Source organism: Flavobacterium ovatum, assembly GCF_040703125.1.
GTDB classification, from domain to species: domain Bacteria; phylum Bacteroidota; class Bacteroidia; order Flavobacteriales; family Flavobacteriaceae; genus Flavobacterium; species Flavobacterium ovatum.
In genome coordinates this window covers 2903787-2916736 of record NZ_CP160035.1, presented here as the reverse complement: position 1 = coordinate 2916736, position 12950 = coordinate 2903787, and the positions used below count along the sequence as shown (strand labels likewise).

At 35.1% G+C, this 12950-nt stretch carries 8 protein-coding genes; 4 read left to right on the top strand and 4 right to left on the bottom strand.

The window, feature by feature from the left end:
* Nucleotides 1-42: 42 nt before the first annotated feature.
* The 3 genes from ABZP37_RS12305 to ABZP37_RS12295 all read right to left on the bottom strand — a co-directional run bounded on the left by ABZP37_RS12305 (nucleotide 43) and on the right by ABZP37_RS12295 (nucleotide 3004).
* The gene (locus tag ABZP37_RS12305; protein ID WP_366183404.1) at nucleotides 43-756 is read right to left on the bottom strand and encodes a VIT family protein; all 714 of its coding nucleotides are present in this window, start codon (nucleotides 754-756) and stop codon (nucleotides 43-45) included.
* A 20-nt stretch (nucleotides 757-776) separates the two neighbouring features.
* Nucleotides 777-2156, bottom strand: coding sequence for a HAMP domain-containing sensor histidine kinase (locus ABZP37_RS12300; protein ID WP_366183402.1), 1380 nt, complete (start codon nucleotides 2154-2156; stop codon nucleotides 777-779).
* Nucleotides 2157-2335: 179 nt separating this feature from the next.
* Nucleotides 2336-3004: a response regulator transcription factor gene (locus ABZP37_RS12295; RefSeq protein ID WP_366183400.1), complete on the bottom strand. Its 669-nt coding sequence runs from the start codon at nucleotides 3002-3004 to the stop codon at nucleotides 2336-2338.
* Between the two features lie 169 nt (nucleotides 3005-3173).
* Here ABZP37_RS12295 and ABZP37_RS12290 point away from each other — a divergent pair, with 169 nt between their 5' ends.
* A complete protein-coding gene (locus ABZP37_RS12290) occupies nucleotides 3174-5270 on the top strand; it encodes a sulfatase-like hydrolase/transferase (protein ID WP_366183398.1) in 2097 nt (698 codons plus the stop codon).
* 206 nt (nucleotides 5271-5476) lie between these two features.
* Here the strand turns inward: ABZP37_RS12290 and acs are convergent, their stop codons facing one another.
* The gene (gene acs / locus ABZP37_RS12285) at nucleotides 5477-7387 is read right to left on the bottom strand and encodes an acetate--CoA ligase (RefSeq protein ID WP_366183396.1); all 1911 of its coding nucleotides are present in this window, start codon (nucleotides 7385-7387) and stop codon (nucleotides 5477-5479) included.
* A 320-nt stretch (nucleotides 7388-7707) separates the two neighbouring features.
* Here acs and nagB point away from each other — a divergent pair, with 320 nt between their 5' ends.
* From nagB to ABZP37_RS12270, 3 genes are all read left to right on the top strand, one after another.
* On the top strand, nucleotides 7708-9642 hold the full coding sequence (gene nagB / locus ABZP37_RS12280; protein WP_366183394.1) for a glucosamine-6-phosphate deaminase: 1935 nt from the start codon (nucleotides 7708-7710) through the stop codon (nucleotides 9640-9642).
* Nucleotides 9643-9766: 124 nt separating this feature from the next.
* Nucleotides 9767-12061: a beta-galactosidase gene (locus tag ABZP37_RS12275; RefSeq protein ID WP_366183392.1), complete on the top strand. Its 2295-nt coding sequence runs from the start codon at nucleotides 9767-9769 to the stop codon at nucleotides 12059-12061.
* Nucleotides 12062-12067: 6 nt separating this feature from the next.
* Complete coding sequence (locus ABZP37_RS12270; RefSeq protein WP_366183391.1) at nucleotides 12068-12946, top strand: sialate O-acetylesterase; 879 nt, start codon at nucleotides 12068-12070, stop codon at nucleotides 12944-12946.
* Nucleotides 12947-12950 lie beyond the last annotated feature (4 nt).

The window sequence follows — 12950 nt, the reverse complement described above, 5'->3', positions numbered from 1 at the left end:
GGAGGGGCACGCCCAAATTATTTTTAGTACACTACCCATTAATTATACATTTACTCCAAAGACATACCCTACCAATGCCGACAATCCCATGGCGATGGTTCCCCAAATAGTTATGCGGATGATGGCTTTGTAAATACTGGAACCACCGGTTTTGGCAGATAAGGTACCGAGGATGATTAAGAACACGATTGTTGCTCCATAAAGCCAATATTCCATACCCTTGACTGAAGTAATAAGAACGACTAATAGCGGTAAAATTCCGCCGATGGTAAAAGCTGCGCCTGAAGCAAATGCGGCTTGTATAGGGTTTGCTTGACTAATTTCATTTATACCTAATTCGTCTCGTATGTGAGCTGCGAGAGCGTCTTTGGCAGTTAATTCTTTTGCTACAATCATGGCAGTTTCTTTTTTTAAACCTCGATTTTCGTAAATATCGGCAAGACGTTGCAACTCTATTTCTGGCATTTCTGCGAGTTCAATTCGTTCTCTTTCGATGTCGGCACTTTCAATATCTGTTTGCGAACTTACTGAAACGTACTCTCCTGCCGCCATAGATAAAGCGCCTGCCACCAAGCCTGCAATTGTTGCCAAAACTATCGGTTCGCGAGTACTACTTGCAGCGGCAATACCAATGGCAAGACTGGAGATGGAAATAATGCCGTCATTGGCACCAAGCACTGCGGCTCGCAACCAGTTGCTACGATCAATATAATGGTTATCTAGATAATTATCTTCTTTTGCTATATCTGTTTGCATTGTTTTACTTTTTTGTAAAGTTAGTTGAATCGTAGTTTTATGATTGTTCCTTTGTTTTCAATACTTTCTACCACAATGGCTATTCGCAATAAATCACTAAGTCGTTTCACAATAGATAATCCCAAACCTATTCCTTTGTTGGTGCTACCGTCATGATTTTTGGCACGAAAGAAAGGCTGGAATACTTTTTCTAAATCGGCTGGTGGAATTCCAATTCCTGAATCGATGATATGACATTCTATTTTTTGGTTTATCGAATGGATTTCGACTAATACGTTTTGGTCTTTATTGGAATATTTTAAGGCATTGGAGATTATATTATTTAGAATAATCGAAAGTAAATACCCATCAGATTGCACCAATGTTGGGACAGTGGTCTGGATGTTTATTTTCAATCGGTCCAATTGACTTTCCGCATTTTTTCTGTTAACAATTTCCTCAATGACTGGAAGTAGGTCGAGTTGCTGAATATGGATTGATTGCTTTTGGTTTTCAAAACGAGCCAAGAGCAAGAGTTGGTCTACCAGCTGATTCAGACGATTTACTTCGGCAATGCAATACTTTATTTTTTCGTGGTACTCTGCTTCTGTTCTAGGTTTTCTAACAAGTACTTCAAGTGTTCCTTTAATAACAGTCAACGGTGTTCGGAGTTCATGTGAAGCATCAGAGGTAAACTGTTTTTCCCGTTCTACAGCATTTTCGATTCGATTCAATAAATTATTTATGGTATCCGAAAGAACAAATAGTTCGTCTTTATTGTGTGGCAACGGAATGCGTGCCGACAGATTGTCTTTGGTTATTTTGTCTGAAGTTTTGATTATAGCGTTGATGGGTTGAATGCTCCTGCCCGCAATTAATCGCGCAATGAGAAATAAAACCAATAAGATTACAGGGTAAGAAACTATCAAAATATGTGATAAATCGTTGAGCACTACCAAAGTCCCTTCAAGAGACATGGCGATTACCAAATAGCCAATGGTTGTTCCTTTTTCTAAAATAGGAACTTGAATCTGTCTGATTTTGGCATGTACCAATTCGGCATCAAACAAATCATTATCGGGCTTAGTGGCATCGAAAACTAATTTGTGCTTTTTGAGATTGGGAGACTTAGCTATAAGTTGTTTATCTTGATTCAGGAATTCGATAAAAACAGGGTTTACGTCTACCGTATTATGCTCTCTCTCTTTCCATTCTTCGAAATGTATTAAGTAAAACTTCCCTTCTTTGATGGTGATTTCGTTCAAGTGATTTTTGACTTCTTTGAGAATGTCATTATTCAAATGCGCATTTACATTGTTTTTCACTATGGTATAAATCGAAAAAAACACCACAAAAACAAGGATTGCCGTGGTTATGATGTAGTAAAACGCAATTTTATTTTTGAATGAAAGTGGCTTCATAATTGTTTACTTTATTACTGCTATTCGTGCATATTGGGACGAAGATGACGCTAGTTTTGGTGAGATAAAAAGGTGACACGAATTTCACGAATTCACACTAATGTTTGAACCTAAAAATAATAATTTTACAAATTAAAATTTCTAAACTAATAACTATTCATTGAGCAATTAATTATTTATCACAATACATCAGACGCAGTATACCCTACTCCACGGACAGTTTTGATGTAATCTTGTTCTACTTTTAGTTTTAATTTTTTTCGGATTGCATTGATAAAAACATCTATCACACCAGTATCATAATTAAAATGGATGTCCCAAACTTCTTCAATAATTTGTTTTCGCGTGCAAACTTTCCCTTTATTGATGACCAAGAACTTTAGTAATTCAAATTCTCGTTGTGTTAATGCAACCTCCAGACCAGCATTGGTTACAGTATAATCGGCAACATTGATGGCGATTTCACCCAATTGCAATCGGGTTTCTGTTTTTTTATTTCGAAAATGAATATTGATACGTTCCAATAATTCGGCAAAATCAAATGGTTTTTTGATATAATCATTTGCTCCTGCTTGCAAACCTTCTATAGTTTCCTGGATGGTATCTTTGGCAGTCAAAAACAATATTGGAGTTGTTTTATCTTTTTCTCGAAAGGCTTTACAGAGCTCTAATCCAGACATTTTTGGAAGCATCCAATCTAGCAGTAGTAAATCGAATTTTTCTTTTTGTGCCAATTCAAGTCCAGCCATTCCATCAGAAGCGGTAGTTATTTGATACCCTTCTTCCTCAAGTCCTTGCTGCAAAAACTGCATGATTCCTAATTCATCTTCTACAATTAAAATTTTCATAGCCATTTATCATACTTCTTTAAGGGAACATTGCACAACAAACTTAAAGAAAACTAGCCAAACGGTGTAAATTAAATCTCATCTTAAGTCAACTTTAAGAAAAGGATTCCTTTATAGTAACAGAATTTCTTTAAAAATGTTAATTTTGCAGCCAAACAAAACAATAAGTATGAATTTTTCCAAAAAATTAGCTCCGTTTTACACGCTTACCATTTTTTATGTCGTTATAAGTGTAATTCTTAGGTTGGTGTTGCTTTTTCACCCCATTACACAATCTTCCTTTTCGTTTCTTGATACTGCAAAAATTTTCACGTTAGGGCTAGTTTCAGATGTGTTTGTATTCATTTTAGCCAGTGGTTTTTTATGGCTTTACCTTATTTTTATTTCTAATGGGAAATATCAAAAACCTTATGGATACATTCATTTTGGATTGTTAATTGGGCTCTTGGCCTATATTTATTCAGGAAAATCAATTTTGACAGAATATGGTGGAGCCTTGCCAGAAATTGGTTTGGCATTTGTTGGAATCAAAACTTTTTTGTTTGGTTTATTACTGTTTTTACCTAGAAAAAGAGATAAAATTAGATTTTGGTTATTTTCATTTGTAATGTTCTTATTTGTAGTTTTAATTCTGCAAAACGCCATTAGTGAGTACTTTTTCTGGAATGAATTTGGAGTAAAATACAATTTTATCGCAGTGAATTATTTGGTTTATACCAATGAGGTTATTGGAAATATCATGGAATCTTATCCTGTTGTTCCTATTTTTTCGGCCTTATTTTTGGTCGCTGGAACGATTACTTATTTCGTTGTAAAAAAATCAAAAATTTATGTACAAAAAATCCCTTCTATTTTCGAAAAAATTAAACTTACAGTAATTTACTTTTCTTTATTTGGATTGGCACTTTGGAGCATTCCGAACTTAGCTAAAACCGAAAATGCAACCAATGTATTTACCAATGAGTTACAAGCAAACGGAATGTACCGTTTCTACTTGGCGTTTATGAATAGCGAGTTGGACTACTTTAAATTCTATAAAACGTTGCCCGAAAATGAAGCTTATGCTTTGTTGGACAAACAAATTCCTGGTCTTCAAAAGTTATCTTCAACAAGAACAATACAGTCTGATAGTACCGAGGTTCATAAAAATGTAGTTTTGATTACTATCGAAAGTTATAGTGCTGATTTTATGAAAATGTACGGCAACGACCAAAATATCACTCCGTTCCTAGATGATTTGGCTACTAAAAGTCTATTGTTTACCAATTTTTATGCGTCTGGAAACAGAACAGTACGTGGATTGGAAGCAGTAACTTTATGCTTACCTCCTACTGCAGGAGAAAGTGTGGTGAAACGCAAGGACAATAAAAATAAATTTACTACCGGAAGTGTTTTTAAATCGAAAGGATATCAAGTAAAATACCTTTACGGTGGTGATGCATTCTTTGACAATATGGAAGATTTCTTTTCTGGAAATGGCTATGATATTGTAGATAAAAAAACCTTCAAACCTGAAGAAATTACTTTTTCTAATGTTTGGGGCGTATGTGATGAAGATATGGTAAACAAAGCCATAAAAACCATGAATGCCGAAGCACAAACAGGAAAACCATTCTTCAACCATTGGATGACAGTTTCTAACCACAGACCTTTTACCTATCCTAATGGGAAAATTGATATTCCTGGCGATGCAAAATCTCGTGAAGGTGGCGTAAAATACACGGATTATGCGATTAAAAAATTCTTTGCAATGGCTCAAAAACAACCTTGGTTCAAGAATACAGTTTTTGTAATAGTATCTGATCATTGTGCTTCAAGCGCTGGAAAAACAGAATTGCCTGTTGATAAATATAGAATTCCAGCTATGATTTACAGCCCTGGTTTCGTGGAGCCGCAGCATTTTACTCAGGTGATGTCACAAATTGACATTATGCCTACATTGTTTGGTTTGCTACATTTTGATTATCAATCTAAGTTTTTTGGACAAGACGTGTTTAATCCAGGTTACCAACCAAGAGCTTTGATAGCTACCTACCAAGATTTAGGATTGTTAAAAGATAATGTATTAACGATTATTTCGCCAAAACAACAAGTAAAACAATTCGGATTGGTTTTACAACCTAAAGCTGGAGTTGAATCCGATTTCCAATTGTATTACGATCAAAAACCATTGACTAAAGAACGTCCTGATTTAATCAACGAAACGATATCGTACTATCAAACGGCTTCGGATATTTTGAAGAAAAAGAAATACCAAAGTAAATAGCTAGAAGGTATTTAAAATATATACTTTTTATAAACCATTAAGAAATTAAGATTCTTTGAGACTTAATTTTTTAATGGTTTTTTTGTGTTTTAAATTCAGTGCAGATTTCAAATCTATTTTACACTTGTAAACCTTCTTGGCCAAAACTAAAAAAAGGCTCAAGAAGTAAATCTTGAGCCTTTAATTTTATAGATAAAAAACAGTCTTTATTCTATTCTACCTTCTTTAATTTCGTCCACAATTTCTGGATTCAATAAAGTACTCGTGTCTCCAAAATTAGAATAATCACCTTCGGCAATTTTTCTCAAAATACGGCGCATAATTTTACCAGAACGTGTTTTAGGTAAACCTGATACGTATTGAATTTTATCCAATTTGGCTATTGGCCCAATATGATCTGCAATATGGCTATTGATTTCTAAAAATAAATTTTCTTTATTTCTTAGTTCACCAGTTTCTTTCAAAATCACAAAGCCATACAATGCTTTACCTTTCACATCGTGAGGAAAACCTACAATGGCACTTTCAGCCACTGCTGGATGTTCGTTAATAGCATCTTCAATAGGTGCTGTACCTAGATTATGTCCAGAAACAATTACCACATCATCCACGCGACCTGTAATTCGGTAATAACCTACTTCATCTCTCAAAGCACCATCACCTGTAAAATATTTACCAGGAAATTGTGAAAAATAAGTTTCTTTATAGCGTTCGTGATCTCCCCAAATGGTACGAGCAATACCCGGCCATGGGAACTTAATACACAAACTACCTTCTTGTTGATTACCTTCAATTTCGTTGCGTTTATCATCCATAATAACCGCTTGAACACCTGGCAAAGGTAAAGTTGCATAAGTAGGTTTAGTAGGAGTTACAAAGGCAATTGGTGCTATCATAATTCCACCTGTTTCTGTTTGCCACCAAGTATCTACCACTGGACATCTCTTAGCACCCACATGGTCATTGTACCAGTGCCAAGCTTCTTCATTTAGAGGTTCACCTACTGACCCTACCACTTTTAATGATTTAAAAGGGAATTTCAATACAAAGTCCAAACTTTCTTTGGCCAATGCGCGAATTGCTGTTGGAGCAGTGTAAAACTGTGTTACTTTGTGTTTTTCGATCACTTCCCAAAAACGGCTAAAATCAGGATATGAAGGAACTCCTTCAAAAATCACCGTCGTAGCTCCGTTCAATAATGGTCCGTATAAAATATAAGAGTGTCCTGTAATCCACCCAATATCGGCAGTACACCAAAAAATATCATTTTCTTCGTAATTAAATACGTTTTTGAAGGTATAAGCAGAATACACCATATAACCAGCTGTAGTATGCACCATTCCCTTTGGTTTTCCTGTAGAACCAGAAGTGTAAAGAATAAACAACGGATCTTCGGCATCCATGATTTCAGCAACGCTGTTATCCGACGCTTCGTCTAATAAAGGTTGTAAATAGATATCTCTACCTTCTTTCATCTTTATTGCTGTATTGGTTCTCTTAACCACCAAAACAGATTCTACACAAGGACATTTTTCTAATGCTTCATCAATAATAGGTTTTAACTCGATGGTTTTTGGACCACGATATCCACCGTCAGAAGTGATTACCATTTTACATTCACTATCATTGATTCTGCTCGCCACTGCCGAAGCAGAAAATCCAGCAAAAACCACAGAGTGAATTGCTCCTATACGCGCACAAGCCAAAACTGAAACCGCTAGTTCCGGAATCATTGGCAAATAGATACAAACTCTATCTCCTTTTTTGATTCCTTGTTCACGCAAAACATTCGCCATTTTACACACTCGTTGGTGCAATTCGTTATAGCTTATGTGTAACGCTTCTTCGTCAGGATTATTTGGCTCAAAAATAATTGCCGTTTTATCTCCTCTTTTATTTAAATGTCTATCAATACAATTTTTCACAATATTCACCTTAGCCCCTGAAAACCATTCGATTTCAGCTTCAGCCATATTGAATTCTACTACTTTGTCCCATTGTTGGTACCAAGTAAAGTTTTCTTCGGCGATTTTTCCCCAAAATTTTCTTGGTTCACGCACCGATTTATTATAGTGCTTAAAATATTGTTCTAAATTGTCTATTTTGTAATAACTCATCTTTTCAAATTTTGCATAAATATATTAAACCTCCTTTAATTCTTGAAAAAAACCTCTAAACATCTTAAAAATAGTTCAAAAATCAAGATTGGTAAAACTAATATTTTTTTTTATGATTTACTAATGCACTTTAAAAAACAGTGTATCTAATTAAACTAAATTATTAGACAACTGTCTATTACTATTTTTTAAAAGAATAGATGTATTAAACCTAAATCGCTTTATCTTTAATGAAGACAGAAATAGTATTAAATTATAAAATGAAATTGTACAATTTTTTCCCTAACTTTATAAATAACAAACTACAAAACAAGTTTAAAATGGAAATTTTTAATCGTGAAAACTGGGAACAATCTTCTTTTACTACAAAAGAAAAAATTCATACTCAAATCTTCAACAGTTCAGAAAAGGCATCTAAGGAAATAGCTAATGAAATAGCAGACACTATCAAATCACTTGCTTCCCAAGGTAAAATGTGTGTTTTGGGATTAGCTACGGGCTCCTCTCCTATCACGATTTACCAAGAATTAATTCGATTACATGAACAAGAAAGTTTGAGTTTTAAAAACGTAATTAGTTTTAATCTTGATGAATATTTCCCCATGCAACCTTATGAAGTACAAAGTTATGTACGGTTCATGAAAGAACATCTATTTGACGCAATTGATATTAAACCCGAAAACATCCATGTTCCAGACGGAACCATTCCAAAGGATCAAGTACAGGAATATTGTATCAATTATGAACGACAAATAGAACAAGCTGGCGGAATTGATATTCAACTCTTGGGAATAGGTCGAACAGGTCATATTGGGTTTAATGAACCAGGATCATTACAAACATCTAAAACCCGAATGATTACTTTAGATCATATTACTAGATTGGATGCCGCAAGTGATTTTTTTAAAGAAGAAAATGTCCCTACCAAGGCCATCACCATGGGAATTGGAACGATATTAAAAGCTAAAAAAATCATTTTAATGGCTTGGGGAGAAGGAAAAGCTCCCATTATAAAGCGTGCTGTAGAGGGTGTTATCAATGATCAAGTACCTGCTACTTATTTACAAGCACATTCCAATACGGTTTTAGTAATGGACAGTGCCGCCAGTGCTGAATTGACACAAATTGCTATACCTTGGACTTTAGGTAATATCAATTGGAACGAACAATTAGCAAAACGTGCCGTTATTTGGCTTAGCCAAAAAACACAAAAACCTATTTTGAAATTAACCGATCGTGACTATTCTGATTACGGAATGAATGATTTAATACTCGAAAAAGGAAATGCACATTCTACTAATATTAAAGTATTTAATCATTTGCAACATACTATAACGGGATGGCCAGGTGGAAAACCCAATGTAGATGATTCCAATAGACCCGAAAGAGCCATACCCGCCAAAAAAAGAGTACTGTTATTCAGTCCACATCCTGATGACGATGTGATATCGATGGGTGGAACTTTTATACGGTTGGTGGATCAAGGACATGAAGTACATGTTGCCTACCAAACCTCTGGAAATATTGCCGTTTTTGACGATGATGTGATTCGGTTTGCAGATTTTGTCGAGGATATTGAAAGGCATTTGGGGCATACCAAAAACGAGAATGATTTTTCAATATATCAAATGGTCAAAAAATCGATAAAAGAAAAAAATGTAGGTGATGTTGATTCGGACGAAATTAAATTAATCAAAGGATTGATTCGAAAAAGTGAAGCTAAAGCCGCAGCGCGATATGTGGGAATTGCTGACGAACAAATGCATTTCTTAAATCTCCCTTTTTATGAAACTGGTACAGTGAAGAAAAAACCCGTCAGTCAAGAAGATATTGATATTACTATCCGATTAATTCAGAAAATAAAGCCTCATCAAATTTATGTAGCAGGTGATCTATCAGATCCACATGGAACGCATCGAGTGTGTTTATCTATTATTTTTCAGGCTTTAGAACAGTTAAACAATGAAGATTTCATCAAAGATTGTTGGGTTTGGCTTTATCGAGGCGCATGGCAAGAATGGCCAATTGATGAAATTGATATGGCAGTCCCATTGAGTCCAGAAGAATTATTACGAAAACGAAAAGCGATTTTTAAACATCAATCCCAAAAAGATTCTGCCTTATTTCCAGGTAATGATGAAAGGGAATTTTGGGTAAGAGCCGAAGACCGCAACAAATCAACTGCTCACAAATACGACCAACTAGGACTAGCCGAATACGAAGCTATTGAAGCGTTTAAGCGTTATTACTATTGATTTTTATACTATTTGGATTGATACATACATTTTATATACGCACTAATACATTTACTGATTGACAATATATTTAATTTGATAATCGAAAAAAATTCCTGACAGAATTAATAAAATGTCAGAATCTATGAAACTCAAATTTATGAAACCAAAGTTCACTTACCCACAATTCTTAAAAATCACTTTTATCAATTTGCTGTTTTTAGGAACGCTTACTGCGCAAACCACAGAAAAAGACGTTAAAGAAAAAATGGGGCTTTTAAAAACGGAAATCAAAAAAGCGCAATCAAAAAAAGTAAATACGCTGAAAGAAGAAACAGCGTTGCGAACTGCTGAAATATTTATGGATTATGCCAAATGGGACGACGCTAATTTTGAAGCTAATAAAAAAAGCTTTGCATTGGTAACCGCTTATAAAAAGGAAGCAGACAAATATGCAAAATTGTTACCCGAATTTGAGCGTAAAGAAATGGCTATCATGTTGGATGATGCTGTAACGGAATTGAAACAAATAGCTAGCGGAAAAATTAAGCGTTTGCCTACTCCTAAAGTTGATTGGTCTAAAACAGACATAAAAAAAGATGCCATTACTTATGACGGAAAACCAGTTTTTCTAGCCGATTGGACTTGGAAGCCAAGTGGTCAAAAGTACAATGAATTTCACGGAAATCAAGACGGCTATTTTCTAACACCTTCTTATGTTATAAACGAAAAAGGAGAGGTTAGTCCTCAAAAAATAAAAGAATTAACGACCAAAGAGAATGGTAGTATGGGGTTCATCTTCTTTAACCACTCCTCTAGCCCTGCTTGGGCAAAAAAGAAATACCCAGAAATAGAAGAAGGTCCTGGAATAAAATATACAATGTACGATATCAATCATCCTGTAGCTCGTAAAATTCAATCAGACTTAATCGCATCTGTTGTGCCACTAATGGCTGGCAAACAATATACCAAATTGGGCTATATGTTATGTAACGAACCGCATTGGAATACGATTCAAAAAACTTGGGCTTATGCTCCTATTTCTAATTTGGCCGTTCTCGATTTTAAAAAATGGCTACAAAAACGCCATGGAAATATTGATGAAGTTAATAAGCTTTGGAAAACAAATTATAGCAGTTTTGAAACATTGGTAGTCCCAAAAGATGTTATCGAATCACAACAAGGAACCGCAACTTGGTTTGATTTCGAGAGTTATAATATGGACAGAGTTACTGATTGGTTTTCGTTCCTAGGATCTGAAATAAAAAAATACGATCCAAAAGCGAAAACGCATATCAAAATCATGCCTAACCTATGGACAGAAAACAAAAGAGACCACGGTATTGATATGGAAGCCTTGACTCGTAATAGTGACATTATAGGTAACGATTGTAGCACTGGCGGGCCATGGATGTGGGGGAAACCAAAAGAATGGGAGAAAAACTTCAACTATGATTGGGTAGAAATGTGTATGTCCTATGATTTCTATAAATCAATAAGTCCAGACAAAATCATGTACAACACTGAAGGACATTTTCTTTCTACAGGTAAATACAGAGATTTATACCAAACCAAAGAATACGTTCGTTGCAATTATTGGCAAGCTTATGTGCATGGATTAACCGCTATTCAAACCTGGTATTGGGCCAGAAGAGAAGATGGCTCTAGCAGAAAAAGCGAAGACAGCAACGGTTACGCAGCCTCAAACAACCACCAACCACGTGTGGTAAACGAAGTTCATGCCACCATTTTGGATTTAAATTCGATTTCGGATAAAATCATGGAATTGCAACGTCAAGAGAAACCAATTCGTATTTTTTATACGAAGGCTTCGTCTATCAACAAACCAACCCATATGGATGATGTTTTCAAAGCGTATCAAAAGGTGTTTTTTGAAGGTACTCCTATTGGATTTGCCACAAAAGGAATTATCGAAAATAACGACAACAAAACTTGGGAAACAATTTTAATTTCTAAAACTCCTTTTGCTTTCGAATCTGATATTAAAGCACTACAATCGTATATTGATACTGGTGGTGTCGTTATCATGGACAAAGAAAGTTTAAAAACTGATGAATACGGAAGACCATTACAAGCTAGTTTGAAAGACTCTAAAGGAAAAGTGATAGTTGTAGCATCAGTAAACGAAATGAAAAATAAAGCTTTTTCGATTCTAAAAGAAAAAAACAAATTGCCTGCTTTGAATGTGGAAGAAAGCAATGGATTAGAACAAAAAGGATGTGATTGGAGAGTTCTTTCAGATACAAATGGAAATTCGTTCTTGAATATTGCTAATTATGGCAAAAATGAAGCTGCTATTTCGATAACTCTTCCAAACGGAAAAACACCTACCTCAGTAGTGAACTATCTTACTGGCGAAAAATTAGCTCCTACTTTCAAAATGAACATTAATCAAGTTTATTTCCTGGAAGTTAAATAATAAGTGATGAAAATTAATAATGAATTTAAAATTATAGTATTGCTGTTTTTGACCTTTATTTCGAATGAAGTAAAGGGTCAAAAAGCAATATCCAAGAATGCAATTTTACAAATTGTTTTACTGGGAGGTCAATCAAATATGGCGGGTCATGGCATCATGGCTGATGTAAAGCCAGAAGATATTCAAAGAATTGAAGCAGTCAAAAACCGTGTTTCGGTAGTTATTGATGGCAGAGATGCACAACCTCTTTCCTATTTTAAAGCTGACAAAATAGCTACTGAATTTGGTCCAGAATTGTTCATCGGTCTCACATTAGCTGAAAAAAATCCTTACAAACAGTATTTACTCATTAAGGAAGCTGTTGGTGGCACGACCTTGTATGGTGCATGGAATCCAGATTGGACTGCTGAAAAAGCGAATGCAGCAGAACTAGATGAAAAGCGCAAACAAATGCAACTCTATAAAAAGCATAGTACTAGCATTCACAAATGTTTGGATGCACTACGATCTGAAAACAAAAAGTATGTCATTATAGGAATGGCGTGGATGCAAGGAGAAACAGACACTCGCAAAGATTTTACGGCCGTAGCCTATGAAGCAAATTTGAAGCGATTAATTGAATCCTATCGTTCTGAATTTAAATTACCAAAAATGCCGTTTATAATCGGTCAAATCAATTGTCCTCCCCGTCAATACATTGAAGGTGTCGAAATTGTTCGCACTGCAATGGTAAATGTTGCCAAAAATGTTTCGGACACAGAAATAATACTAACCTCAATGAATAGTGATTATAAAGATTTCCCTAAACGATCAGATAAAGTGCATTACGATGCATTAGGTCAAAAAAATCTAGGAACTGCTTTTGCTCAAAAGTTGCTGAAATAGCATC